The following is a 26,779-nucleotide window of genomic DNA, read 5'->3' on the forward strand; positions in this document are numbered from 1 at the left end:
TTGAGAATATCTGATGAATTTAGATAATTTAGCGCGTGTTGACCTTAATTTACTGGTTATTTTACAAGTGTTACTTGAGGAGCAAAGTGTGACCCGTGCTGCTCATCGCTTGCACCTTAGCCAATCTGCTGTGAGCAAAAGCTTAAATCGGCTACGAGAAGCATTAGACGACCCCTTGTTTCAACGCACTGCTCATGGATTAAAGCCGACCGCGCATGCGTTAGCGTTAAGACAAAAACTCTTGCCTGTGCTACAAAACTTATATCAGTTAACTCAACCCCCCACATTTCACCCAGCGAGTAGCCAGCGTCACTTTACATTTTCAATGGTCGAAAGTGCTTATGAAACATTGATTCCCTATTTTATCGGGCCATTGTTACAACAAGCACCATCAGTAAAATTAGACTCATATGTATGGACAGAAAAGTCGATGCAAGATTTACAGCAAGGACAAATCGATTTTGGTATTGCGGGCCGAGATATTCATCCACAAAGCGACTTCAAAATAGAGCATGTTCCCGAAGGTATTGAGTATCAGACACTGTTTAACGACCATCAGGTATGTTTAGTTCGCAAAAACCATCCTATTTTAAAGGTTATCGAATCGGGGAAATGGGATCAAACCCAATATTTAAGAATGTCTCATGTGCAAGTAAGGTGCGAGGGCAATGACTGGTGGGCGCTCGATTATTATTTAGCAAATTTAGGTTTACATCGCAACTTGTCGACAACCGTGCCTGACTTTTACGGCGCAGCCAGTGTATGCGCACATACCGATCTTATTTTCACTCTTCCCTCGAGCTTTGCCATCCATGCACAAAAACTCTATTCGCTAGAGTCTATCCCACTGCCATTTGATTTTATGCCGATGGCGTATGTGTTTTTATGGCACGAACGTAACAACCAAGAGCCAGGACATCAATGGTTTCGTCACCTTATTTTTAACAGTGTCGATAACGCCATTGCCAACAACCATATAATCCAAACTGTCATACCAAGCTAACAAAAACGCTCTAAAACGGTGAACTTTTGCGGCTAACAGCACTCAAAATATTGTGTATATAAAATACGCTTTAGCGACAATGTATTTACGGTAAAGGAACCACAATGTTCAGCTCAATTAACTTATGGCATATTCGTCAACGTTTGTGCCAAATGCGCCCGCTCAACGCTTTATTAAGCTTATTATTGATCATTGTTGGCAGCCTGATTTTGTTGCCATTAATATTGCTGTTTTTAATAGTGGGTTTTATTGGTATGACATTACTAAGTCGTCAATATTTAGGTAAACAAACCCCTGCCTCAAACATGGTTTCATCGACAAACTTGCAGCAGAACATGTACCAGCAACATCCCAATATTGAAAGGGAATGTTCAGTTAAGCAATACAAAAATAACAGAACAATTAACCACTAATCGCTAACGTTAATTGTTAAGCAAAGAGCACCTTACCCTTCAACCTTATCAAGTTAATGTGGCTCTAAAGAGTAGGCAATAGTTAAAACATTAACTCAGTTTAACGTGACATATTATGTCTACTCGTTGCACACTGCATGTTCAACAATCATACATATTTCAGGCGCAGCCCCTCAGTTGATGAGTTCAATGAGTGAACACAAACAATACTCTCGAGTCGACAATAGGATAAGCCGCATTTAGGAGCCTACATGAACGTTAACCAAACATTTAACAGCACTAATTTTAAACATCGTGTGACAAACATGAATCCAATTTTGGCATTAATAATGGTTTTCGCTATGACTTTAGTGGCCATTACTTTACTGCCATTTTTACTATTGTTTGGCTTAATCAGTTTTCTTACCTTGCGATTTTTAGGTAAAAAAATGCTGCGTCGTCAGCAAGCAGAGCAAGAAAACGCGTATCAACACTACGCCAATGTAAAGCGCGAGCCTGCAGCGCCTTATGCAGATATGTTTAAGCCATCAGGAGCCAACCAGACTAAAACCACGGGCAGAACATTCGAACACCAGGCGGATTAACTCGGTAAAAAAGGTTTATGGATTGTTTGCGTAAGCGACAGGGATTTTCGAAGTGCTAAATGATGAATTGCTATAGGAAAAGATTGCGACACTGTGATAGGTTTTGCTTTTGAGCAAATGCAGCGGCTTGTTCAGGGGGCTTAAAGCCCGTGACTGCGGCTATCGATACAACCAACAAAACGCTTTTAAGCATAAATAATAGAACGCCTCATTAAGAGGAAATTTATAGTTGGCTAAAATGTTGAACGCAGTGAAAACAGCCAACTGTAAATTTTCCTGCTTTAATGACTTGTTATATGCTCTTTTCGATCGCTGCCAGAATACCGTTATATATATTTAAGGCCTCTCCAGTTAAATCGTTTTTTACACTGGAAAGAGTGTTAAGAATTTCCTTTGAACGAGAACCTTCAAGTATTTCTTCGTCATCAAAATATACTTTCATGTGATCATACGGATCGCCCGAACGTGACATTAATAGTGTAAATCCTGAATTTTCAGTTTCCACTATAACTATATCAGGGCCAATGTCTGATGTTTCAGAATAACAGTCAACGATTCGCATAACCTTCCTTGAGCATATAACGAGACTGTAGAATAACTCTAACAGTCAAATTCAATGAAAAAAAGAGCTCCTCAAATCAATCCTAAGCGCTTTTAAGACACTAGGTAATGCATTTGGAACCCTAAAAAATGGCTATTTTTCAATAAAAATAGAAATTCTACAGCCTCAACGCCCCAATAAGGGGAAATTTATAGTTGGCTAAAATATTGAGCGAAGCGAAAAAAAGCCAACTGTAAATTTTCCCGCTTGATTGGCTTGTTATATGCCTTTACAGACGATCCATTTGGCTTCGCCAGTGACCGATTAAGGCCCACCAAATAACTTCAATATACTCTGGAGTTTCATGTTCAAATGCAACCTCAGGCCAAATATCGAGAAATGAGCCCATACCGCCACCTTTAAACATTTTTAGACGAGATAAAACTATTTTCTTATCGTCTCGCTCAAGCAACTCAGCAATTTCATTTAAACGAGAAACCCAACCGGGCGGACAATGATGTTCAGCGCAAAATTTTGCTAAAGCTTTAGTTGTTTGGATTTGACCTTTATCGCCGACCACGACTTCTCCTTGGCATATAACAGCGCGATTAAGCTGCTTTTAACGATTAACGTCCCGATGTATTCAATAGTTAAGCTAATCTCAACATCAATATCTAAATACCAAAAAATACTTTGAGCAATACTCAGTGCAACCACTAAAGACAGCCAATGAACTAACCCGCTTTCACGAGGGTCGGTGCTTTTCATGTTTATAAAATTCCCTTTTCAACTCGCTAAACTTACCCCAGCAATAACTTCGCTTGTTGCAAAGCAATCATTTCATCCTCACTCGGGTTAAGCTCAATAACACTGTCGATTTGCATTGCCAGCGATTGCCATAATGGCTCAATAACCTCTAAGTGTTCATCATTGCCATGAGTCTTAGCTAAGGTCAGCAGATACGCGGCTTGCACCACATCAATACGCCCTAAAATACCGTCGGCTAATGCCACACTCAGCTCTATCATGGCACTCACATTGTGACCATACTTAATGGCTTGGTGCAAATAGCCTTCGGCCTTAACACGCTGTTGCTGACTGGCATTGTCGTCATGCAAAATGTGACTGCCACAATGCAACATAGCATCAACTTGCCCTTGCTCTGCTGCTTCAAGCATCCATTGCTGGCTGGCAGCCAAGTCGGATGAACACCCCAAGCCCTCTGCTAACATTAGCGCCAAATGATACTGGGCATTGGGGTAACCAGCTTGAGCCGCCTTATTAATCCACAAAAACGCATTTTCAAACTGCTTTACTTGGTAATACAACACCCCTAGATTTGACATTGCTTCAGCATTTTCGGCATTAGCGGCCAGGGTGAGTAAACGTTCGGCTTGAATTAAATCAACCTCAAATTGGTCACTGCCCACCAGATAGAAAAAGCCTTGTAATGCCTGAGCTTCAACAATGCCGCTATCTGCGGCCTGAGCGATTAATTGCTCGCCCTCACTCTGATTAGCCTCACCACTATAACCATGCAATAAGCTCACGCCATGCTCAAACACAGCGGCTTTATACTGAAGTGAAGACAATGCAAACCAATAACCCGCTTGAGCAAATGCATCAGCGGCAGTGATATGTTCGCCCTTAGTAAACAGCTTATTTTCTGTTGACACATCGGTAGCAGCTTGCGCCAATGCTCGCTCTTGCTCTTGTAGCATTAAGCCTTTGGCTTTTAAAGACATTCCCACTAGATACTGCGCTTCAGCATCGTTATTCATCACAGCCCGGTAACACAGATCTCGCCCAGCAAAGGAATCAAATGGCTCAAAAGTATAAGAGGGAGCAACTTGCTGATGCACTACAGGATAGAGCTTGGCCACTAAGCGCAAAATATGCTCAATCGACTTCTCAGCAATCGTAACCAGTTGCGCTTGGGTTAGATGGTATTTTTCAGGATGAGCACCACGATTGCCGTCGCTACGTAAACGATGCAATGCCCGTACGGCTGGCGGGTCAATCAGCCTGGCTTGATGTAGTTGCTCAATACGGTCGTATAAATTCGGACTAGTGAATATGAGTCCATGAGGCGAAGCTAATTGGCTGGTGAGCTTATGGGTAAAACTGCGAATATATACCAGTGCCTGGGTGGGAATATCGCGAACATAACTTTTGGCAAGGCGATAATCTTCACTTAAGTGTTCAGAGAAACCATCAATAAACGCATCATCATTTAACAATGGTCTCTCCTTGTATAATCAGTTATTTTTCCAAATCGATTGGTTGGCGATTAACCATATACAATCTAAATAAGGCAATATTGACAAATAAACCGATAAACGCAAATAGGGTTTCGACGACTAACTGTAGTGGAAATCCAACTTGTGTGGCCATTTGGGTAAATATGCCCGCAAATAACGATAGTGGAACATATAACATTAATACTGCAATGGTTTTAAATGCCACTGAACCTGCGCTAAAGCTAAAGCTCTTTTTAATCGCTTCGAGTGGCGTTAAGCGCTCAACCACGACCATAAAATTGACATAGGCCAGGCGAGCAAACAAATACAAACTCACCACTAAGCCAATTAACCATAATGGACCAAAAGCCGCAAAGATCATCACAGGCGCTAAAATCGCTAAACCAGAAAATACGCCCGCGAGTAATAGAGGCGGTACAAACGGCAAGCTGGCTTTTAGAATTTGCCCAGATGATAACTCATGCCCTTGCGACCGTAGCTCTAAAAATAATGTTAAGGCAGCAATGAGCACCGAAAAGACCAACAATAGCACCATCATAACAGCAGCATGAGATACACCAAATTGTGGGTTTTCTGGGTCGGCAGTTAACATTTCATTACCGAGCCATAATTGGATAGCAACTTGAATTAATAGCAGCGGCAAAGTCAGTGCTGCCAGCTGACGGATATGGTTTCGAAAAAAGTTTAATGCTTCAGTCAAAAGAGCAAACAATGACATGTAAATTCCAATAATCGATTAACAATAAATATGGCGCTTAGGATAACCAAAAAAGCCTCAATTTGCACAATTGAAATCGCTAAAAAATCAATCTCCTGTCGCATTTAGTCAAATCAGGGTAAAATAGTGCCTTAGTTTAGCCATTTATATCATTATACAGGACACGCATTATGAAATTAGCATCCGCATTACCGGTACTATTTACTGTCTTAGCATTCTCATCACCTGCATCAGCTGGTTGGTTAGACAAAGCTTCTGAAGCTGCTAAAAAAGTTGTCGAAACCCCAGCAGCGGCAACGGCTGTAGCAGAAACAACGACGACGGCACAATCTACTGAATTAGTGGGTAGCGTGATGTCTCAACTTGGTTTAAGCCAAAACCAAGCAGAAGGTGGATTAGGTTCATTACTGAGTTTGGCACAAACTAATTTAGGCAGTAACGATTTTAGCCAACTAACTAGCAGCATCCCTAATGCCGATGGTTTACTGGCGGCTGTACCATCAATGTCGTCAGACAGTGGTATGTCAGGTTTACTCTCTAAAGCGGGCGATTTAGGTTCATCATTGCAAGGCACTGCCATGGTATACGATGCGTTTGAAAAGCTTGGAATTTCAAAAGAGTACATCGTACCTATGGTCGATATTGCTAAAAACTACCTAGAACAAAGCGGAAGCGAAGGCACGGTAGGTTTGTTAACCCAAGGATTAGGTTCATTACTGTAATTTATCCCGAGTTCGGGTTAAATTAGACCCTATTAATTTTGGTTAACATTAATTAATCCCAAGCCATTCGCTTGGGATTATCATTTTTGCTAGCATCAAAGTGATTTAACCCAATAGCGGAGCTAGTATGATCGCCAAACTAAAACAGTTTATTCAGTCACATACTCAAGAAAGTAGCCCAGAAGAAAAGGCCCAGCATCTCAATTTAGCAGCGGCAACTTTACTCTTAGAAGTGGTTTATGCCGACGAAAAACTGGCTGATGCTGAAGCGGCTTTACTACCAAAGATGCTCGTCAATACCTTAGGCATTAACTCCGAACAAGCCAAAGAGTTAGCTGATGAGGCCAAACAAGCGCGTCACGATGCTATTTCGCTATTTGAATTTACCTCTGAAATTAATGCGCAATTTAGCATTGAAGATAAACAGAGTTTATTATTGTCAATGTGGCGCTTAGCTTATGCCGACGGTGAATTATCTCAGTTTGAAGACCAAATCATTCGCCGTACTGCCGATTTACTCTACCTTAAGCACAGCGAATTAATTCAGATGCGTAATATTGCTATACAACAATCTGCATGAGTAAAACCTAGGTTAACTCGCGGACAATTGCTTGCGTTGTAAATGATTTTTTTGCCACCACATAAAGGGGGCAATCACCATGACCAACACCAGCACGTATATCATATTGTCTGCTAGTGCGATGCCAATCCCAATACAAAACACACAACCTGCAGCCACCAAAGGCCAATAGCGTTTACTGAGTAACTTAGCGGCAGACAACATCGCTAATAAGTAAATAATCACAAATACCCCGTTACTCCAGGCTATCAACTTCTCTAAATCCTGCCCAGAATAAAAGGTCAATACAATAACAACGGCCATACTGCCCAGGATGCAAAAAAGAGCTCTAAATGGCACACCATGTTGGTTTAATTTCACAAAGTATTTAGGCAAAATTCCTTCATTACTAAAACTACACAATAGTCGGGCAGCACTAGCAGAATACACATTTACGGTCGCTAAGCCGCTGGCAATCCCTAAAATACCGATCACTTGTGCCCCATAGCCATGTAAAAAACTGTCACTGAGCAAATAATCAAAGGCACTTATCATCGCAAGGCCCGTTTTATCGGTTGGTACCATCAATAGCAAAAAAGTGCATGCTAAATAAATAACCCCAACCAAAAGTGTCCCCATTAAAATAGCAGGTAACATGTCTTTGTCCGGTCGGCGGAAGTCGCTGGCCAAATGTGTCATCGCCTCTATGCCTAAAAAGCTCCAAAAACCAATACCCATGGCAACCATAACGGTACTCATTTGTGGATGACTGGTTTGGTTAAATGATTCAAGCTGTTCAGAGTTAAGTCCACTGGCACCAAATAACAGTGCGACTACCGTCACTATGGCTAAAGTAAGCGCAAATTGCAGCTTAGCCGACACTTGAATGCCCCGAATATTCAAACCGAGTAGCATCAGCACGACAATCAGCTCTGCGACTAATTGCCAACCGCCTTGCAATGGAATTAAGGCATTCATAAACTGAAAAGTCATTAAAATAGCAGCCGGAGCGCCAATCGGGATAACCAATAAAAAGATTAAGCCTATAGTTCTCCCAGCTGTTCTACCAAAGGCTTTTTCAACAAAATAGGCAGGTCCAGCCGCATGTGGAAAGCGACTCGCCAGCAAACCAAAGACTAATGCCACAGGAATAATAGCTAACGTTAATATTAACCAGGCCAGCAATGCCCCTGAGTCTGCTACCGCAATGGTCATTTGCGGTAAAATAAACACTCCTGTACCCAGCAATGTGGTGGCCATTAACCCTGCACCTTGCCAGCGGCCTATCGTTCCTGTTATTTGATTCATATTCTTATTCTTGCTGTGATATATTGCGATATTATAAGTGGCATTGGCTAAACATTCTGTTGTTTAATCTACGCAAGTTGTACGAACAAACCGACAAAATGACGGAATTATCATAATATACCGACAATATGTCGCAGAGCTGACATTAACAACAACTCCGGAATACTGTATTGGATAAGTTTGATAAAGCGATTATAAGCGAATTACGCCTCAATGCTCGACAGAGTATTTCATTCATTGCCGAACAAGTGAATTTGTCTCGTAGTGCAGTGACCGAGCGCATTAAGAAATTAGAACAAGCCGGGGTTATTCGCGGTTATCAAGTTTTACTAAGCGAATCACAAAAGTCAGGCGTATCTGCATATTTTGAAATTCAACACCGCTGTGCACGTTGCGCTGAGGTGATCCATATTTTTACCACCATTCCTGAAGTCATTACTTGCCAGGGGATCACCGGCGATATGGACTTACTGGTTTATGTGCACGCAAACTCGATGCAGCGATTACATGAAATACGAGAGTTTATTGATGCTCAAGCCGATATCGTTAAAATAAAAACCCATGTGGTGATGAGCGAGTGGATTAATAATCAGGCATAAAAAAGCTCTGTAACAACAGAGCTTATAATGGCGTTAATTGCTAATGACTAAAAGTAGAAATAAGTTATGCGAGTTGTTTACCTATCTCTAATCCTTTACCTCTTAACGTCACCAATTTGTCGCCTAGGCCAGACATATCCATTTTGATGATACCTGCTTCATTATTCGCTTTACCTGCTAACCATGCAGTAAATGACTCATCGTCACGTTCATCATCCCAGTAAGCAAAAACCTCATGAGACAAATAAATGACTGCTGCCAGTTTTGAAGCGGGCTTAGCCTTGAGCGGCGCACGTTGAAATTCAATCCCCTGAACTAACGACGGGGCAAATTTCCAGTTTGTTGCCAATAACGCGCCAACAGATGGAGAGTCAAACCCGAGTAAACTTTTCTCAAGCTGCTGTTTATCTGCACCTTCTGCCACAGCTGCTCGAATTTGTGCCGCCACAGCCGGCTCAACGACTGCAATTAATAAATCACCAATTTTATGTAAAATGGCACAGGTAAATGCTTCATCTGGCGCCACACCACACACTTTGGCTATTTCTTGAGAATACAGTGCAATCTCAAAGGTTTCGCCCCAAAACTCAGCTAAATCGATACCTTCGGCATTTGGGATCGCCCCAACAACAGCCGAAGCAATAACTAACGTTCGTAATGTTTGCATCCCCAAACGGACAACAGCATCTTCAATAGAACCGACTTCACGACTGCGACCAAAATGAGCTGAGTTTGCGAGGCGTAATACTCTTGCGCTAATTAATGGGTCTTGCGCAACTTTTGCAGAGATACTTTTTATTGAGCTATCTTCATTATTAACGGCATCAAGTAACTCACTGACGGCTTTAGGTAAACGCGGTAACTCATCGACTCTTTTTAATAATTCAGCAGACGGCATATGTTTAGGTCCTTAAATTAACTGATACGTATATAAATCACTTTTATAACATTAGCACAACATAAATCAAATAATTGCTAATGCAATGAATGATTAATCCTACTGGTGGTTTATTATTTTGCGTCTGCTTAAAAAAGTCTGCGTTAAACCTTAGATATCAATCACACTTGGCGTTACACTAATATTCGTTATTTATCTTCTACATGAGCCAATATGCAACAACAGACTAGCGCTGATATGAATTTATTATGGGGACAATTGATCCTCGAGGAACTCGCGCGTTTAGGCGTCAAACATGTGTGCATGGCACCGGGTTCTCGTTCAACTCCGTTGACATTAGCTGCTGCTAGCCAAACCCAAATAACTCGCCACATTCATTTCGATGAACGAGGCTTAGGTTTTATGGCACTGGGTCTTGCCAAAGCAAGCAATGCCCCAGTTGCGATCATCACCACCTCAGGTACTGCGGTAGCAAACTTATACCCAGCCATAGTAGAAGCCTGGCTAACCCATGTGCCGTTAATTGTATTGTCAGGCGATCGCCCAAGTGAATTAATTGATTGCGGCGCTAATCAAGCCATTATTCAGCCAGCAATTTTTTCCGGTTACGCCAAACAGGTAAATTTACCTACGCCAGATATTGGCTATCCGGCCAGTGCATTATTAAGTGCTATTGACCATGCAGTAACCAACCAGCACCAACCCGTGCATATCAACTGTATGTATCGTGAGCCGTTATATCCTACAGAACTGGTCACTTTGGCCCACGTAAAAAAAACAGCCAGTGTGACTACCACCACTTATCTTGCACCGTTAAATACATGGTTTGACAATAATAAACCGTTAACTCGGTATGCGGGATTAAACTGTGCTGAATTACCCTCTACAGATACCCTAATGCGCTTTGTGCACGGCAAAGGTGTAATTGTTGTCGGTACTCTATCACCTGCAGATAATCCACAATTGATTGTGGCATTGGCACAAAAACTCGGCTGGCCGGTATTAGTCGACGCGCAATCGCAATTACGCCAACACCCTGGTGTGATTGGCCATACAGACCAATTATTACTTAACCCTAAAGCCAGCAAACTGCTTGAACAGGCTGAGCGTGTATTAGTTTTTGGTGGACGCTTTGTCTCAAAACGTCTTATTCAATATTTAGCTCAACAGGCTTGGCACAGTTACTGGCAAATGTTGAATCATAGCGACCGCTTAGATCCAACACATCAAAATAAACATATATGGCAAGCCAGTGTGCAAGCGGTGTGTCAGTTACCTTGGCCACGCTCGTCAGACGCTAATTGGGCGCTGCAATTATTACCTTATAATGAATCATTAGAGTCGGTACTTAAGCAACAAATCGACAATACTAGTTTTGGCGAAGCGCAAGTTGTGCGGGCCGTAGCAGCAAACCAAACTGAGCAACATATCTTATTTATTGGCAATAGCTTACCCATACGTCTTTACGATATGTATGCCCCCATTGCCACCAATACCCCCGCGATTTACACCAACCGTGGTGCATCTGGCATCGACGGTCTTATTGCCACCGCATGCGGTGTGGCGGCAGATAAAAAAGCGCCCACAACCTTACTCATCGGTGACTTATCTTGCTTACATGACTTCAACTCGATGGCACTGCTCAAACAGATGACGCGCGCGTTTGTACTGGTGATTATTAATAATGATGGCGGCAATATTTTTAATCTATTACCAGTACCCGATGAAAGCTTACGTAATGATTTTTATCGCTTAAGCCATGGCTTAGAGTTTGGTTATGGTGCGGCGATGTTTGGTTTGGCATATCGCCAGGTTGACGACATTGAATCATTCCAGCAAGCGTATCAAGAGGCCTTTGAGTTTAACTGTGCATCAGTGATTGAAGTCAATGTTGCACCCAATCAAGCCAGTGATCAAATAGCTCAAATTAACCAATGGGTGAAACAGCACTAATGGTACTTATCCGTCGTTTTGGCCAGCCGAACTTACCAGCATTAGTGATGTTGCATGGCTTTTTGGGCAGTAAAGACGACTGGTCTATTTTAATGCCTCGTATAAGCCAACACTTTCACTGTATTTGTATCGATTTACCCGGCCATGGTGCAAATACATTGGCGTTAGCATCACCCGGGTTTGCTCAAGTGGCAGCGCACATTGTCGCCAAAGTCGGTGAGCTTGGAGTAAACCAGTTTCACTTATTGGGTTACTCATTGGGGGGCAGAATAGCCTTGCATATTGCCCAAGATTTTCCGGACTCATTACTCAGTTTAACTTTAGAGTCGGCTCACCCAGGCTTAACTGACGATACACAGCGTGACGCAAGAGCTAAAAGCGATTTGTTGTGGTCCAAAAAATTACAACAATTATCGATAAGCGCTTTTTTGTCATTATGGTACCAACAAGCGGTATTTAACGATCTAAGTAAAGCACAGAAGCAACAATTAATTACACTGCGCAGCAACAACGACCCGCAACGCCTTAATAATTGCTACCTCACCACCTCGTTGAGCCTACAACAAAACTGTAAAGCGGTGCTAAACCAACTATCATGCCCTTGCTTTTACCTTTATGGTGAAGACGACAGTAAGTTTGCACAAGTCGCTAAAGACTGGCAGGCTGAGTACGGTAACGCAAAATTAACGCTGCAGCCTTTAGCTGCCGCAGGACACAATATTCATAGCCTACATCCAAGGTTATTTAGTGACACCTTATTGGCTTTACTGACCCCAATTACCCCTGCTTAGGAGTTGCCATGCAATCTGTCGACGCACCGACCATTAGCAGTACTACACTATATCAATATCATATTGCACTAAACCCAACCTTACCTGTAGCGAAACAACGCATTGATCACCGCAAAGGTATAGTATTTGTTGTAAACCTGACGAATAAGCAACAAGCTTGGGTTGAAATAGCACCGTTGTCGGGTATTGATACGGAAGGCTTACCCATTGAAGGTTTTAGTCAAGAGTCTATCGACGATGTGACTACGTATTTATCACAATGCAGCGATAAACTGATTGGCCAGTCTGTCAATGCCATGATTGCATTAGCAGATAATATATTATTGCCAAGTTGCGCATTTGGGTTCAGTTTATTGCATGCCAAACTCACTCACCAATTACCCTGTAGAATCGATAACCCACACACCCAGTCGGCTACTGTTCCGCTGGTTTATGCTGGTATGACCGAACAACAACTGCAAGCTAAACTACTGCAAAATGGCACAGTAAATAGCGTGAAAGTCAAAGTTGCACAAACGTCAATGGAGGACGAAATCGCCTTTATTTATCGGGTGTTAGAGATCGCGCCACAGGTCAGCTTTCGTCTAGATGGTAATCGTGGTTTTAGCCTCGAGCAAGCCATCGACTTTTTAGCTTGTTTGCCCAGAGATAAAATAGAATACATTGAAGAGCCCTGCATCAACCCAGCTGACAACCCACAAATTTATCAACATCTTGGCATTAACTACGCCCTAGATGAATCGCTAAACTCGTCCACATTTGATGTTGTTAATGCGATAAAGCAACAACCTGGTATTGGCGCGCTCATTATCAAACCTATGTTACTCGGCTCACTCGCTACGCTGCAAAACATGATAGACACCGCCCATAGTTATGGCGTGCGCTGCATTATAAGTTCGAGCTTAGAGTCAGACATTGGCATCAATGATTTACGCCTCATAAGCCAGGCTTTAACACCCAATGAAACACCAGGGCTAGATACCTTAAACGCATTTAGTCAGTCATTAATACTTGCACCAACAATACCTCATCAGCTTAATATTAACGCTTTACAACTAATCCATCATGCTGGTGAAGTAAACGAAGCGGTAGATTCATAATGATGATATCGCCACTGCATCAAACAGCGCTAACAACGCCCGACGCTGTTGCAATTGAAGATGGTCATGATACTTATACCTATGCCACCTTAAGCGCAATGGTGAGCAATTTAACTCAATCATTGCAAGCACAACATATTGAGCGTGGCGACATTGTGGCGTGCTTGTCACAAAACAACCTAGAGATGATTTGCTTGTACTGGGCTTGTATTGATGCTGGCTGGGTATTTTTACCTTTATCACCCCGGCTATCTAATCAACAGATTAATCTGCTGATCGACACTTATCAAATACAATGGCTATGGACAGACAATCCCAGTAGACAAATCGATATTGTTCTCGCGCATTGGTTAAACCTTTCGTTGTGTATACAAACTAACTCATCGCAAACCGCTACTAAAGTGTCACCTCATATCGCGTCAAATATTATCCTGACGTCGGGCTCTAGCGGCACACCTAAAGCAGCAATGCATTGTTTGCTCAACCACATCGCAAGTGCACAAGGTTCGGCTAGCTATATACCGCTAAGAATGAATGATACTTGGTTATTGTCTTTACCATTATTCCATATTGGTGGCTTAGCGATATTGCATCGATGCACGCTAGCAGGCGCGTGTATAGTACTTCGTAACTCGGCTATTTCATTATCCGAACAACTGCAACACAGTAATATTACCCATGTGTCGCTAGTTCCAACCCAAGCATTGCAAATATTAGCTCAGCAACCTCACGCTTTAACCCACGTAAAAGCATTATTACTCGGCGGTGGCATGATAGAGCCGCAACTCATTAACACTCTTAACGCACACAATATCAAAGCTTATACGAGCTATGGTATGACGGAAATGAGCTCTCAAATCACTACGGCTAAAGCCAATCTAGATGGGCATCATGGTCGAGCCTTACCTGCTAGGCAGCTTAAGTTAGTTGATGGGATTATTTGGGTTAAAGGGGAGTGTTTATTTATGGGGTATTTAACCGCGCAAGGTATCATTCGCCCGGTTGATGAACAGGGCTGGTTTTGCACTCAAGACAAAGGTCAGTTAAACGAAAAAGGTCAACTAATGATTTTAGGCCGTGCAGACAATATGTTTATTTGTGGCGGTGAAAACGTGCATCCTGAGCAAATAGAAGCAGTATTATTGTCGCATCCTAACGTAGCTCAAGCTATTGTGTTTGCCATTTCCGACCCAATTTTTGGCCATTTACCTGCTGCGATTATTGATTATGTAGATAACAATGGCGCCGAACTGATAAAAGACACCGCGATAAAATCGATTAATGCCCAACTTAGCGAGTTAATAGAACAAAAACTAGCTCGATTTATTCGCCCAAGACAGTATGTTAATTGGCCTAAACAGATAGTATCTAGCGGCATTAAAGCGCCCAGAAAATTGATCATTGCAGCTGTTCAACAGCAACTAGCGTAAATTAACTCTTTAACGTTAAGGCTATAAACAAAAAACCTGCCGAAGCAGGTTTTTTGTTTAAAAAGCGTAAGGAGTAAAGATTATTCCATACACGCTTTAAGCTTGTTCATGGCATTTTTTTCTAACTGCCTGATACGTTCTGCTGACACTTGGTAAGCTGACGCGAGTTCTTGTAGCGTGGTTTTATTATCATCTAACCAACGGGCGCGAAGAATATGCTGGCTGCGCTCATCTAAGGTTTTGATTGCTGATAATAAACGCGCTTGCGAATCGGCTTCCCAATTATCGTTTTCAACTTGCTCAGCTAAATCTGAAGAATGATCTTCTAAATATAATGCTGGAGCAAAATCGTGGTTATCGTCATCGCTGTCACTGGCAAGGTCAAACGCAGGATCTTGCGCAGCCATACGTGACTCCATTTCAGTCACATCAGCTTTGGACACACCCAGATTTTCGGCAACCATAGTCACTTCAGCATCGCTGAACCAACCTAAACGCTTTTTAGATTTACGAATATTAAAGAACAACTTACGTTGAGCTTTAGTGGTCGCAACTTTTACGATACGCCAGTTTTTAAGCACGTATTCATGAATTTCGGCTTTAATCCAATGTACTGCAAATGAGACTAAGCGAACACCTACGTCGGGATCAAAACGTTTTACCGCTTTCATCAAACCAATGTTGCCTTCTTGAATGAGGTCTGCCTGAGGTAAACCATAACCTGAGTAACCTTTAGCAACGTGAACCACGAAACGTAGATGCGACATAATTAATTGCTTTGCAGCCTGTAGATCGCCTGTTTCTTGTAAACGCTTGGCAATATCGTACTCGGTATCCGCGTCCAACATATTAATGCTAGTCACAGACTGGATATACGCTTCTAAACTACTACTGCCTCTAGGGACAGTCAGTGCCATTGATTGCGTTTGATAAGTCATTCGCTCTCCTACTACATTCAAAAAATTTACTTCAGTTAGCTAAATACGCTTTATGAAACCCAATGGTTCATCTAATTCTATACTCGATTTAGCTGATGAACTATCAACTAAATGACATCATATGTCAAATCAGCTTCAGCTCAATTAATATTTTCACCGCTAGCCAGTCATATTACAAGTGAACAATCGTTCATTAATAGACTCACCAGTACTATTATATTCCTCAAATTATGAGGGTTCAATATTACGTAAGTGTTGTCGTACTGATAAATACGAGCCTAGCCAACCTAAAAATGACGCTAATAACACAAGCTTAATAAGTTCAGTAAAGGTTAATGATTGAATGGTCAATTGGCTACCATATAAACCCAACAACTCCGCTAATGCGCCGTCGAGATACCACACTAAAACGTTAATGATCAGCCAGGCTAAAATACCACCAATCACCCCATACCAAATGCCGGTATATAAAAAGGGGCGCTGAATGAACGCTTCGGTTGCACCCACCAACTTCATTACTTCAATTTCGGTACGTCGGTTCATAATGGCTAAACGAATGGTATTACCAATCACAAGTACTACTGCTAATACTAATAACGCGGCAATAGCCAGCACGGTTTTTTCGAGTAATTTAAGCAGGGCTTGTAAGCGCTCTAGCCACTCAATATCGAGTCGGCCAAAGTTGACTTCGGGTTCACGCTCCAATTTTGCCAATAATTCACGTGCGCCTGTAGGACTTGAGTACTTCACAGATGGCGTGACAGTCACAACTGCTGGCAATGGGTTATCGTCAAGATATGACAGCGCCTCGCCAAAACCAGATAAGCGCTGAAATTCTTCTAGGGCTTGTTCGCGGCTGATATAGCTGACGGTTTCGACTTCTCTAAACGCTTTAATCCGCGATAATAAACTTTGAATCGATTGTTCGCTGCGACCTTTGTTAATAAACAACGAGATTTCAGCCGCACTATTCCAAGATTGAGTAATATTTTCGGCATTTTTAACCAGTACTTGTAATGCTGCTGGCAAACTTAAGCTCACCCCCAGCACGGCCATGGTCATAATCGATGATACAGGGCTACGCCACAGCTCCCCCATACTCGACATACCTTGTTGAACATGTCGAATAAAGAACATGACAATCCGGCCACTTAACGGTAGCTTGCTTTGAGTAATATTGGGTTTCTTGCTCATCGCATTGCCTCCCTATCACTGCTTTCGCCACCGAGCATTCGCCCCTGGCGCAACGTAAATGTACGGTATTTCATGCGGGCTATTAGGCCAAGATCATGGGTGGCAATTAATACGCTGGTGCCGGAGTCGTTAAAGGTCTCAAACAGGCGCAAAATATCCATCGACAATTTAGGGTCTAAATTACCCGTTGGCTCATCGGCTAGCAGTAATGGAGGTTTATTTACAATCGCTCGAGCGATACCGACACGTTGTTGCTCACCACCCGATAACATTATCGGTAAGTGACGCTCTTTGCCGTATAGGCCAACCATGTCGAGAGCACCTGCAACACGTTTTCGAATTTCACCATGAGAGAAGCCTTCGATTACCAAAGGTAAAGCGATGTTGTCAAACACGCTCTTATCCATCAATAGATGATGGTTTTGAAAAATCATCCCGATATTACGACGCAAATAAGGCACATGCTTAGGGCCTACATTGGCAATGTTGTGACCGTTAATCGATACTTTACCTGCGGTTGCACGTTCGATAACCGTGATCAATTTGAGTAAGGTACTTTTACCCGCACCTGAATGGCCAGTTAAAAAGGCCATTTCACCTTGTCGAAGATGAAAATTGACATCCATCAGCGCTTTTTGACCGCCGGGATAAATTTTACTGACCTGCTCAAATTGGATCATAAATTATTGGTCCGTTTTTTCCTGACTGAATAACGCTTCAATAAAGTCATTTGCGTTAAACGTACGTAAATCGTCAATTTGTTCACCTACGCCAATATGGCGAATAGGGATATTAAATTTGTCGGCAATGGCAAATATCACCCCACCTTTAGCTGTACCATCAAGCTTACTGATCGTTAACCCCGTCACTCCTACGGCCTCCTGGAATAACTGAGCCTGGCTAATGGCATTTTGGCCTGTACTCGCATCTAAGGTAAGCATCACTTCATGCGGGGTATCTGGGTCGAGTTTTTTCATTACTCTAACCACTTTTTTAAGCTCTTCCATTAAGTGACTTTTGTTTTGTAAGCGCCCGGCGGTATCGGCAATTAGCACATCCACTTTACGCGCTTTAGCCGCTTGTAATGCATCAAATAATACCGAGGCACTGTCGGCGCCAGTATGCTGAGCGACCACAGGAATATTATTGCGCTGGCCCCATACCTGAAGCTGTTCTACCGCCGCTGCACGGAAGGTATCACCTGCCGCTAACATGACAGATTTACCTTGATTTTGATACTGTTTTGCTAATTTACCGATAGTGGTGGTTTTTCCTACACCATTCACACCGACCATCAAAATAACAAATGGGCCATTGGCGTTATCAGGTACTAATGGTATCGCTACCGGCTCAAGCATTTTTTGCATTTCTTCACGCATTAAATCGTATAAGGCTTCTGCATTTTTAAGCTGCTTACGCGAAGCATGTTCTGTTAAGCTTTTAATCAATTTAGTCGTGGTTTCAACACCTACATCAGCAATCAATAATTGCTCTTCAAGCTCTTCAAACAAATCATCATCGATTTTTTTACCGCTGAACAAGCCAATAAAACCAGAACCGATATTTTCGCTGGTCCGCATCAAGCCGCGCTTTAAACGGGCGAACATGCCTTCTTTTTTAGGCTTCTCTTGTGGCTCGTCTTGGACTTCTAGCTCAATTGACTCAATAGGTGCTTGTTCAGCAACGAGCTTTTCAGCAGCTAAAGCTTCAGCTTCGCTAGCCTCAGCATCAAGGCGCTCTTGCTCTTGACGTTCATTTTCAATACGCAACAGCTCTAGGCGTTCTGCCTCTATACGAGCAGCTTCTTGTGCCGCTTGCTGTGCTGCAAATTGTTCAGCAGCGAGTTTTTCGGCAGCTAACGCTTCAGTTTCAGCAGCAATTCGTTCAGCTTCAAGGCGTGCTTGTTCTACACGTTCATTTTCAATACGTAATTGCTCAAAGCGTTCAGCCTCTATACGAGCAGCTTCTTGCGCCGCTTGCTGTGCTGCAAATTGTTCAGCAGCGAGTTTTTCGGCAGCTAACGCTTCAGTTTCAGCAGCAATTCGTTCAGCTTCAAGGCGTGCTTGTTCTGCGCGTTCATTTTCAATGCGTAATTGCTCAAGGCTTTCAGCCTCTATACGGGCAGCGTCTTGTGCCGCGTGCTGTACTGCAAGTTGTTCAGCAGCGAGTTTTTCGGCAGCTAACGCTTCAGTTTCAGCAGCAATTCGTTCAGCTTCAAGGCGTGCTTGTTCTACACGTTCATTATCAATGCGTTGCTGTTCAAGCTGCTGTTTTTCAAGTTCTAAAGCCTCGATACGAGCCGCTTCTAATTGCGCTGACTCTTCAGCTTGCTTTTGTTGCTCAGCGTGTTGAGTGTGTTCTGCTGTGTCAGTTGCAACATCATGCGAGATTTCTGCATCAGTTTGTTGCTGCTCTTCAACTTCAGGGGCGGGCTTGTCTTTACGAAACCAGGAAAAAAAACCTTTCTTTGCCATGTTTGCTACCAGTTTTATATGCTTAAAAATTCGGTTGAAGCCGTTTGTTGCATCTCTCAGCAGTAAAATGATGAATAATCACATTTAATCACGAGTTTGATATAAAATAACGACGGTTCAGATTGTGGCATAGTCTACCACTTTCTTTTTTCTTTGTTCAGGCAAAATCACGAGGGTGAGATGGCTAAAAAAAACACCAGTAGCGGTCAGGTGCGAATTATTTCAGGTCAATGGCGCTCACGTAAACTTCCAATCCATGATCTTGAAGGCTTACGCCCAACAACCGATCGGGTTCGCGAAACCTTATTTAACTGGATAGCCAACGATATTCGCGGCGCTCGAGTGCTCGACTGTTTTGCAGGCAGCGGGGCTCTATCGCTTGAAGCACTGTCACGTTACGCAGAATTTGCCACCATGATTGAGTTGCAACGAGATGCCGCTAATCAATTAAAGCAAAACCTAGCTACTCTACAATGCCAAAATGCCGACGTCATCAATGGCGACAGTTTACAAGTGTTAGCTAAAGGCACTAAAAGTGGCTTTGACTTGGTATTTATTGACCCACCATTTCGTAAAGAATTAGTTAACAAGGCCATTGATCTATTAATGGCTCATCAATGGCTCAACAACAACGCCTTGATTTACGTTGAAACAGAGTCTGAAATTGCGACCCTAGCCTTGCCTGCCTCTTGGATTCCACTCAAAGAGAAGCAGGCTGGCCAAGTAACTTATCGGCTTTATCAATATCAAACTACAGACTCTTCGGCGCAGTAATCGTGTCCATTAATCAGACGTTAAACGATACTGCACGAAATGATCTGATATTAATCGGCAAAACGGCCACATTGTCGATGTGGGGATTATTCGCTTATGGATTTTTGGTGTTTAGCCAAGATGTCACTACCATACTGACTCTTTTGGCTGCATTTACTGCGGTGATGCACTTGCTATTACTTTTAGCTGTATGCCTCAGCCCTAAAGGTAAACATCAACCAACCATAAGATACGCAGCCATTTTACTATGGGGCGTATTTGCCTTAGGCAACCTTTAATCTCAATCGGCAACCGTTTAGCGCATTTCACTTTGTACTATTTACAAAAAAGCCTCGTTAATTTAACGAGGCTTTTTTAAAGTCGATAATCTATTACTTTTTAGGGTAAGGGTGAGCAACACCTTTATGACAATCTACACAGGTTTTTCTATCTTCAGGTGCTTTCTTGAAGTTATTGCTGTGCATTCTAACGGCCATTTTCTTCATCGTTTCAGGCTGGTCTTCATAAATACGAGTATGACAGTGCTGACAGTTAGCGGAGTCATTACTACGGAAGTATTCTAGGGCTAAATCAGCTTGCTCTTTACGGTTTTCATCTAACCATTCTTGCGTCATAAAACCATCAATGGTCATCAAACCAATAATATCTTTCGATACGATGATTTTCTTGATCAAGTAATCAACTGGAGCATGAGGTAAGTGACAATCTTGACATTGCACAGTAATACCGGCTTTGCCGCCACCATGGGCAGATGCCATAACTTCATCTCTTAGCGAGTGGTCACGGTGACATGTCATACAAAAAGCATCGCTACTTGTTGCATGTAATGTCTGTTGTGTTGCGAAATATCCTACGACACCCACAATTACACCAACCACAATAAGTGCAATAATTGAGTACTTCGCGCTTGGTTTAAATAGTGCACGCCAGTTCATTGTTCAATCTCCATAATTTCTAAAACTACATTTCTAATATTTGTTTATCTAGTTTAGGATTTTTTAAAATTATAAAATTGATTTTAGTCGCTGTTTTTATGATTCCTTATCAGAAAATATCTAAAATGGGAGATAGATCGCTACTCATTATGACTGAACAGCATTAAAACCTTCTAAATGCTGAAATGGTTTGGTGTTTTTAGCGGTCTTATTGATTTGGTTAAGGTTAAAAATGCGTACTGGCGCATTGTTTGCCACGCCGTATACGTTTATATTGTGATTGGTCTTTAATATTGTGATTAGCCTTTAACATTATTGACCGATAAAGCTTTCATGTTGATTCACTTTTAGGATGTTATGCGTAAATCGATTCGCCATTATCTGATTGCTATTTGCACTTTGTTGTCTTTAATCGGACAAGGTGTGTTAGCTAATGGCTATACCATGATTATGCCAAACGATATGAAAATGAACCAACAGATGATCACTAACGTGATGTCAAACGACATGCAAAACCGAAGTGATTGTCATAGTATGATGCAAGATCAAACAGACATCGCTACTAGCTCAAGCCATTGTTGTGACAATGCCGGAAGTTGCACTAATGATTGCAACCATTGCTTTACCATTACTTTCACTGGCACCGTTTTCAGTACTGATATTACCGTTAGCCCTAGCCCTGAAAATACCGCTGTAAAATTACCGATTGCACAATTATTCTCTATTGATGGTTCCCCTGCGTTTCGTCCTCCTATTGTTTAACCTCACTCCTGCTAGTGTCGACTGATACTCGACTACGTAAACTCGATTATATTTTTTACATAATATTCATGGTTTATCTGCGCATTGGTGCTACGCAATTTTTTATTGTACGCCACGCTCAACCATGATTTGAGGTTGATATGAAACACTCTCTTTATTTTGCGCTTGTGGTGACGGTTAGCTTATTAAGCTCTACGACTATGCTCCCAACTCATGCTGCGATTGAACCTGCACATGAACAACATCAACACAATTATTACTGCCCTATGCACCCTGAAGTCACTAGTGACAAACCAGGTAGTTGCCCTAAATGTGGTATGTTTCTAGTCGCAAAAGAGCCTGATACTGCTGATATTGAATCTAAGTCTGATGCTCACAATAAAACACACATGACAACCGTTGCCCAAAAGGTATTTGAGCAACCTATTGTTTCGCTACAACCCACTGCCACACCAATCGTTACTAACCAAGCACCTACCCAAACAACTAAATACATTTGCCCAATGCATCCTCATGTTGTTTCAGACGCGCCGGGCAATTGTCCGATTTGCGGCATGAACTTAGAAAAAGCGGTTATGGGTGATGCAAGTCAAGAAATTGTGGTGGGTGTATCTGGCGGAATGCAGCAAGCACTCGGCATGCGAAGCCATGTAGTGGCTAAAAGTAGTTTATCGCGACAAGTGAATACTATTGGTACGGTGCAATACAACGAAAACACTATAGGCCATGTCCACACTCGTGCTACCGGATGGATTGAAACTCTGACTGTACACAATGTAGGCCAACAGGTAAAAAAGGGGCAGTTGCTATATGAGCTTTATTCACCTGATTTGGTTAATGCACAAGATGATTATTCACAAGCTCGCGACTACCTAAAACAAGACAAGCAACGTGGCAGCATATTACTGAGTAAAGCCCGTAAGCGCTTAGAATTATTAGGTGTCGACAACTCGGTGATTCATCGCTTAGAAAAAACTGGAGAAACGATTTATCGCGTGCCTTTTTATGCACCTCAAAGTGGCTTTATTAGTGAGTTAACCATACGACACGGTATGTACATCCAACCTGGTGATACCTTGTTTGAAATTGTTAATTTAGACAGCGTATGGGTTATTGCAGACGTTTTTGAAAATGAGCAAAGTTGGTTAACAGAGGGGAGAAAAGTTAGTGTGAGCGCGGCCGCACAAGGCTTGTTTGATATTGACTCGCAAATTGACTACATCTATCCAGAGCTAGACCCAGTAACTCGCGCGATGAGAGTAAGGATCCAATTAAATAATACTCAAGATAAGTTAAGACCAGGCACCTTAGTCGATGTCACGCTATACGGCCAACCAAAAACCAATGTGCTTACCGTGCCCACAGAGGCGTTAATTCTAACGGGCAGAGAAAACCGAGTAGTCGTACAGCGAAGCGATACAAGTTTTGCTTCTGTGCCAGTAAAAATAGGCATGATGGCACAAGGTAAAGCCGAAGTATTAGAAGGGCTCAACGAGCATGACAAAATAGTCGTTTCGGGACAATTTTTACTCGATTCGGAAGCGAGTATTCAAGGCAGTTTACAGCGATTAAGCGGTGCGACTTCGCCTTCCCCCACTAATATTCATCAACACTAAGGAGCTTTGTTATGCTAGCGCAAATTATCAACGCTTCAATTAAAAACCGCATCATGGTGTTGCTGTTTACTGTAATCATCGCATTAGTGGGTTACCAAGCGATGCGAACGACGCCATTAGATGCGTTACCCGATTTATCTGACGTGCAGGTTATTGTCAAAACAAGTTATCCAGGTCAAGCGCCACAATTAGTAGAAGACCAAATAACTTACCCATTATCGTCTGCTATGTTGGCTGTTCCCGGGGCAAAAACCGTGCGCGGATTCTCCATGTTTGGCGACTCGTTTGTGTATGTAATTTTTGAAGACGGCACCGATATTTATTGGGCTCGCTCACGGGTACTTGAGTATCTTTCGCAAACCCAAGATCAACTCCCTGCAGGGGTAACACCAAGCTTAGGCCCTGATGCATCTGGTGTCGGCTGGATTTTCCAATATGCGTTAGTCGATCGTAAAGGCCAATATGATTTAGCTCAATTACGGTCACTACAGGATTGGTTTTTAAAGCTAGAGTTACAAAGCGTTGCAGGCGTATCTGAAGTTGCAACCGTAGGCGGTATGGAGCAAACCTATCAGGTTGTCGTCGACCCACACAAATTGGCTTTATACCAAATTGATCTCATGACGATTAGAAATGCCCTCGATAACTCCAATAGTTCAACGGGTGGATCTGTTATCGAAATGGCAGAAGCGGAATACATGATAACCTCTAGCGGTTATCGTCAAACTATCGCCGATTTTGCTGAAATCCCTTTGGGTATTCTGTCAGAAACTGGCACGCCTATTTTAATGAAAGACGTTGCAGAATTACGCACTGGCCCAGCGGCTAGACGCGGCATTGCAGAGTTAGATGGTCAAGGTGAAGTGGTTGGCGGTATTGTTGTTATGCGCTATGGCGAAAATGCCTTAGAAACGATTAACAACGTAAAGCTCAAGCTTGAACAAATTAGTAATGGTTTACCTGATGGTGTTGAGTTAGTCACCACTTACGACCGTTCAGATCTTATTGTTCGTTCAGTTAATAACCTAAAACATAAAGTACTAGAGGAAATGCTAGTAGTAGGGTTAATTTGCTTATTGTTTTTACTGCATGCTCGCTCAACATTAGTCGCGATTATTACCTTACCAATTTCGATTTTAATCAGCTTTATTGCCATGCACTTTATTGGTGTTAATGCCAATATAATGAGTTTAGGCGGTATTGCGATTGCAATTGGCGCGGTGGTGGATGCATCTATTGTGATGGTTGAAAACACCCACAAACATTTAGAGCATTACCGCCAACAACATGGCTGTGCACCTGAAGGTGAAGACCATTGGCAACTTGTAAAAGAAGCCTCCATTGAAGTGGGTCCTGCACTTTTTTTTAGTTTATTAATTATTACCCTAAGTTTTACGCCCGTGTTTGCACTAGAAGCACAAGAAGGCCGTTTATTCCATCCCCTGGCCTTTACGAAAACCTTTGCAATGGCGGCTTCCGCTATACTCGCTATCACATTAATTCCGGTATTAATGGGCTATTTTGTACGTGGAAAGATCCCCGACGAACGTAAAAACCCACTTAGCCGTATTTTAATTGCTGTGTATCAGCCACTGTTAAAATGGGTGTTACGCTTTCCAAAAATGACCATCGTTATGGCAATCGTAGCGTTACTCAGTGCTTATTACCCCCTAAGCCAAATGGGCTCAGAGTTTATGCCTACACTAGAGGAAGGTGACTTGTTGTATATGCCCACCACGTTGCCCAGCGTAAGTGCAGGTAAAGCGGCTGAAATTTTACAGCAAACAGACAGGTTAATTAAAACTATACCAGAGGTTAAACGAGTATTTGGTAAAGTCGGCCGAGCACAAACCGCCACCGATCCTGCACCATTAACCATGCTCGAAACCACCATTATGCTTAAACCCACAAGTGAATGGCGCCCTGGGGTAACCTTAGAAAGCATCATTGCAGATCTGCAAAAAACCGTGCGTATCCCAGGTATGACTAACGCCTGGGTACAACCGATTAAAACCCGAATTGATATGTTATCCACAGGGGTTAGAACCCCAGTAGGTATTAAAATTTCGGGCTCTAATGTAGAAGAGCTACAACGCATTGGCAGTGAAATTGAAGCCGTTGTCAGTAAATTACCCGGAACGCTATCAGCCTTTGCTCAACGCAGTAGCGGTGGGCGCTATATTGATATCACACCCGATCTCAAAAATGCTGCTCGCTATGGTATGACACTAAAAGACATTCAAGATGTGGTACAAATGGCCATTGGCGGTATGACCGTTGGTGAATCGATTCAAGGCCAGGAACGTTACCCAATTAATATTCGTTATCCACGAGAGCTACGCGATAACATCGAAAAATTGCGAGAGCTTCCAGTACTGACAAAAACCGGTAAATACTTACCCTTAAGCTATCTAGCTGAACTGACAATTAGCGATGGTGCACCAATGCTTGCCAGTGAGAATGGCCGCTTAATTTCATGGGTGTTTGTCGACTTGAAAGATATCTCTATTGGTGAATACATTGCAAAAGCCCAAACTGCGCTCGATGAACAAATTAGTTTACCTGCACGTTATAGCTACAGCTTTGCTGGCCAATATGAATATATGCAGCGGGTTGAAGCTAAAATGACCCTGGTGATCCCGCTTATGATTGCGGTAATTTTTATCTTGTTGATGATGACCTTTAACTCCATGACTCAAGCATTAGTGATTATGTTGAGCTTGCCTTTTTCACTTGTCGGCAGCGCTTGGTTACTCTACTCGCTCGAGTTTAATTTTTCGGTTGCTGTGTCTGTTGGTATGATAGCTCTGGCTGGTGTAGCCGCCGAGTTTGGGGTGGTCATGCAGGTGTACCTCAACAACAGCATTGCCGCTTACAAACGAGAAGACCGTTATCAAACTAAAGCCGACTTAACCGCTGCGCTTATCGAAGGTGCGGTAATGCGCATACGTCCAAAAGCCATGACGGTTGCCACCATCTTTTTTGGATTATTACCCATTATGTGGGGCAGCGGCACCGGTAACGATGTCATGCAAAAAATTGCAGCGCCAATGGTCGGCGGTATGGTCACTGCTCCCTTATTATCGCTATTTGTGATACCCGCGATTTATTTACTGGTTTATGGTCGACGACTGCCCGCATAATCATTGGCAGTATTGACGTTATAAACCAAAAATCCCAAACAATGCATTGTTTGGGATTTTTTA

General features: G+C 42.6%; 27 protein-coding genes. 15 read left to right on the forward strand and 12 right to left on the reverse strand.

Annotated features, from left to right (window positions below; all coding sequences use genetic code 11):
* Positions 1 to 13 precede the first annotated feature (13 nt).
* The 3 genes from IEY40_RS15020 (at position 14) to IEY40_RS15030 (ending at position 2,000) form a co-directional block, all read left to right on the forward strand.
* Entirely contained in the window at positions 14 to 1,003 is a 990-nt protein-coding gene (locus tag IEY40_RS15020) for a LysR family transcriptional regulator (protein WP_188957562.1), read from the forward strand.
* Positions 1,004 to 1,107: 104 nt separating this feature from the next.
* Positions 1,108 to 1,416 (forward strand): hypothetical protein, encoded by a 309-nt coding sequence (locus IEY40_RS15025; RefSeq protein WP_188957564.1) that lies wholly within the window; start codon positions 1,108 to 1,110, stop codon positions 1,414 to 1,416.
* Between the two features lie 251 nt (positions 1,417 to 1,667).
* The gene (locus IEY40_RS15030; protein WP_188957566.1) at positions 1,668 to 2,000 is read left to right on the forward strand and encodes a hypothetical protein; all 333 of its coding nucleotides are present in this window, start codon (positions 1,668 to 1,670) and stop codon (positions 1,998 to 2,000) included.
* Positions 2,001 to 2,292: 292 nt separating this feature from the next.
* Here IEY40_RS15030 and IEY40_RS15035 read toward each other — a convergent pair whose 3' ends face one another.
* From IEY40_RS15035 to IEY40_RS15055, 5 genes are all read right to left on the reverse strand, one after another.
* Positions 2,293 to 2,562 (reverse strand): hypothetical protein, encoded by a 270-nt coding sequence (locus IEY40_RS15035; protein WP_101033035.1) that lies wholly within the window; start codon positions 2,560 to 2,562, stop codon positions 2,293 to 2,295.
* A gap of 268 nt (positions 2,563 to 2,830) precedes the next feature.
* Positions 2,831 to 3,121, reverse strand: coding sequence for a hypothetical protein (locus IEY40_RS15040; RefSeq protein WP_153913091.1), 291 nt, complete (start codon positions 3,119 to 3,121; stop codon positions 2,831 to 2,833).
* On the reverse strand, positions 3,079 to 3,309 hold the full coding sequence (locus IEY40_RS15045) for a hypothetical protein (RefSeq protein ID WP_188957568.1): 231 nt from the start codon (positions 3,307 to 3,309) through the stop codon (positions 3,079 to 3,081). Before IEY40_RS15045 ends, IEY40_RS15040 begins: the two co-directional genes overlap by 43 nt.
* Before the next feature lie 32 nt (positions 3,310 to 3,341).
* Positions 3,342 to 4,781 (reverse strand): DUF4145 domain-containing protein, encoded by a 1,440-nt coding sequence (locus tag IEY40_RS15050; protein WP_188957570.1) that lies wholly within the window; start codon positions 4,779 to 4,781, stop codon positions 3,342 to 3,344.
* A gap of 22 nt (positions 4,782 to 4,803) precedes the next feature.
* Positions 4,804 to 5,520 (reverse strand): hypothetical protein, encoded by a 717-nt coding sequence (locus IEY40_RS15055; protein WP_188957573.1) that lies wholly within the window; start codon positions 5,518 to 5,520, stop codon positions 4,804 to 4,806.
* A gap of 170 nt (positions 5,521 to 5,690) precedes the next feature.
* Here IEY40_RS15055 and IEY40_RS15060 point away from each other — a divergent pair, with 170 nt between their 5' ends.
* Together IEY40_RS15060 and IEY40_RS15065 are read left to right on the forward strand one after the other, a co-directional pair.
* Positions 5,691 to 6,242 (forward strand): DUF2780 domain-containing protein, encoded by a 552-nt coding sequence (locus tag IEY40_RS15060; protein ID WP_188957575.1) that lies wholly within the window; start codon positions 5,691 to 5,693, stop codon positions 6,240 to 6,242.
* Between the two features lie 127 nt (positions 6,243 to 6,369).
* Positions 6,370 to 6,822, forward strand: coding sequence for a tellurite resistance TerB family protein (locus tag IEY40_RS15065; RefSeq protein ID WP_188957577.1), 453 nt, complete (start codon positions 6,370 to 6,372; stop codon positions 6,820 to 6,822).
* Between the two features lie 12 nt (positions 6,823 to 6,834).
* On the opposite strand, the gene yjeH is transcribed toward IEY40_RS15065, so the two are convergent.
* Positions 6,835 to 8,109, reverse strand: a complete 1,275-nt coding sequence (yjeH, locus tag IEY40_RS15070) for an L-methionine/branched-chain amino acid transporter (protein ID WP_188957579.1) — start codon at positions 8,107 to 8,109, stop codon at positions 6,835 to 6,837.
* A gap of 170 nt (positions 8,110 to 8,279) precedes the next feature.
* On the opposite strand from yjeH, the gene IEY40_RS15075 reads away from it, so the two are divergent.
* On the forward strand, positions 8,280 to 8,708 hold the full coding sequence (locus IEY40_RS15075) for an Lrp/AsnC family transcriptional regulator (RefSeq protein ID WP_188957581.1): 429 nt from the start codon (positions 8,280 to 8,282) through the stop codon (positions 8,706 to 8,708).
* A gap of 64 nt (positions 8,709 to 8,772) precedes the next feature.
* On the opposite strand, the gene IEY40_RS15080 is transcribed toward IEY40_RS15075, so the two are convergent.
* Positions 8,773 to 9,606, reverse strand: a complete 834-nt coding sequence (locus IEY40_RS15080) for an HDOD domain-containing protein (RefSeq protein WP_188957583.1) — start codon at positions 9,604 to 9,606, stop codon at positions 8,773 to 8,775.
* A 213-nt stretch (positions 9,607 to 9,819) separates the two neighbouring features.
* Between IEY40_RS15080 and menD the strand changes: the two genes are divergently transcribed.
* The 4 genes from menD to menE are packed head-to-tail and all read left to right on the forward strand — an operon-like array spanning position 9,820 to position 14,880.
* Positions 9,820 to 11,559: a 2-succinyl-5-enolpyruvyl-6-hydroxy-3-cyclohexene-1-carboxylic-acid synthase gene (menD, locus tag IEY40_RS15085; protein ID WP_188957585.1), complete on the forward strand. Its 1,740-nt coding sequence runs from the start codon at positions 9,820 to 9,822 to the stop codon at positions 11,557 to 11,559.
* Complete coding sequence (gene menH, locus IEY40_RS15090) at positions 11,541 to 12,350, forward strand: 2-succinyl-6-hydroxy-2,4-cyclohexadiene-1-carboxylate synthase (protein ID WP_229777127.1); 810 nt, start codon at positions 11,541 to 11,543, stop codon at positions 12,348 to 12,350. The genes menD and menH overlap by 19 nt, the downstream gene beginning before the upstream one ends.
* An 8-nt stretch (positions 12,351 to 12,358) precedes the next feature.
* Entirely contained in the window at positions 12,359 to 13,450 is a 1,092-nt protein-coding gene (menC, locus tag IEY40_RS15095) for an o-succinylbenzoate synthase (RefSeq protein ID WP_188957586.1), read from the forward strand.
* Positions 13,450 to 14,880 carry an o-succinylbenzoate--CoA ligase gene (menE, locus tag IEY40_RS15100; protein WP_188957588.1) on the forward strand — a complete coding sequence of 477 codons (1,431 nt, stop codon included), beginning with the start codon at positions 13,450 to 13,452 and terminating at the stop codon, positions 14,878 to 14,880. Before menC ends, menE begins: the two co-directional genes overlap by 1 nt.
* Positions 14,881 to 14,960: 80 nt before the next feature.
* Here the strand turns inward: menE and rpoH are convergent, their stop codons facing one another.
* The 4 genes from rpoH to ftsY all read right to left on the reverse strand — a co-directional run bounded on the left by rpoH (position 14,961) and on the right by ftsY (position 19,486).
* The gene (rpoH, locus tag IEY40_RS15105) at positions 14,961 to 15,818 is read right to left on the reverse strand and encodes an RNA polymerase sigma factor RpoH (protein ID WP_188957590.1); all 858 of its coding nucleotides are present in this window, start codon (positions 15,816 to 15,818) and stop codon (positions 14,961 to 14,963) included.
* A 228-nt stretch (positions 15,819 to 16,046) separates the two neighbouring features.
* The gene (gene ftsX, locus IEY40_RS15110; protein ID WP_188957591.1) at positions 16,047 to 17,012 is read right to left on the reverse strand and encodes a permease-like cell division protein FtsX; all 966 of its coding nucleotides are present in this window, start codon (positions 17,010 to 17,012) and stop codon (positions 16,047 to 16,049) included.
* Complete coding sequence (gene ftsE, locus IEY40_RS15115; protein ID WP_188957593.1) at positions 17,009 to 17,692, reverse strand: cell division ATP-binding protein FtsE; 684 nt, start codon at positions 17,690 to 17,692, stop codon at positions 17,009 to 17,011. Before ftsE ends, ftsX begins: the two co-directional genes overlap by 4 nt.
* Positions 17,693 to 17,695: 3 nt before the next feature.
* Positions 17,696 to 19,486 (reverse strand): signal recognition particle-docking protein FtsY, encoded by a 1,791-nt coding sequence (gene ftsY / locus IEY40_RS15120; RefSeq protein WP_188957595.1) that lies wholly within the window; start codon positions 19,484 to 19,486, stop codon positions 17,696 to 17,698.
* Positions 19,487 to 19,666: 180 nt separating this feature from the next.
* Between ftsY and rsmD the strand changes: the two genes are divergently transcribed.
* Entirely contained in the window at positions 19,667 to 20,260 is a 594-nt protein-coding gene (gene rsmD, locus IEY40_RS15125; RefSeq protein ID WP_188957597.1) for a 16S rRNA (guanine(966)-N(2))-methyltransferase RsmD, read from the forward strand.
* Between the two features lie 2 nt (positions 20,261 to 20,262).
* Complete coding sequence (locus IEY40_RS15130; protein WP_188957600.1) at positions 20,263 to 20,538, forward strand: DUF1145 domain-containing protein; 276 nt, start codon at positions 20,263 to 20,265, stop codon at positions 20,536 to 20,538.
* 93 nt (positions 20,539 to 20,631) lie between these two features.
* Here IEY40_RS15130 and IEY40_RS15135 read toward each other — a convergent pair whose 3' ends face one another.
* The gene (locus IEY40_RS15135; RefSeq protein WP_188957602.1) at positions 20,632 to 21,195 is read right to left on the reverse strand and encodes a NapC/NirT family cytochrome c; all 564 of its coding nucleotides are present in this window, start codon (positions 21,193 to 21,195) and stop codon (positions 20,632 to 20,634) included.
* A 357-nt stretch (positions 21,196 to 21,552) separates the two neighbouring features.
* Between IEY40_RS15135 and IEY40_RS15140 the strand changes: the two genes are divergently transcribed.
* The 3 genes from IEY40_RS15140 (at position 21,553) to IEY40_RS15150 (ending at position 26,716) form a co-directional block, all read left to right on the forward strand.
* Positions 21,553 to 21,957 (forward strand): hypothetical protein, encoded by a 405-nt coding sequence (locus tag IEY40_RS15140; RefSeq protein ID WP_188957604.1) that lies wholly within the window; start codon positions 21,553 to 21,555, stop codon positions 21,955 to 21,957.
* A 140-nt stretch (positions 21,958 to 22,097) separates the two neighbouring features.
* On the forward strand, positions 22,098 to 23,573 hold the full coding sequence (locus tag IEY40_RS15145) for an efflux RND transporter periplasmic adaptor subunit (RefSeq protein ID WP_188957606.1): 1,476 nt from the start codon (positions 22,098 to 22,100) through the stop codon (positions 23,571 to 23,573).
* 11 nt (positions 23,574 to 23,584) lie between these two features.
* Positions 23,585 to 26,716, forward strand: coding sequence for an efflux RND transporter permease subunit (locus IEY40_RS15150; protein WP_188957608.1), 3,132 nt, complete (start codon positions 23,585 to 23,587; stop codon positions 26,714 to 26,716).
* Positions 26,717 to 26,779 lie beyond the last annotated feature (63 nt).

Origin of the sequence: Shewanella ulleungensis, assembly GCF_014648315.1 — a bacterium.
GTDB classification, from domain to species: domain Bacteria; phylum Pseudomonadota; class Gammaproteobacteria; order Enterobacterales; family Shewanellaceae; genus Shewanella; species Shewanella ulleungensis.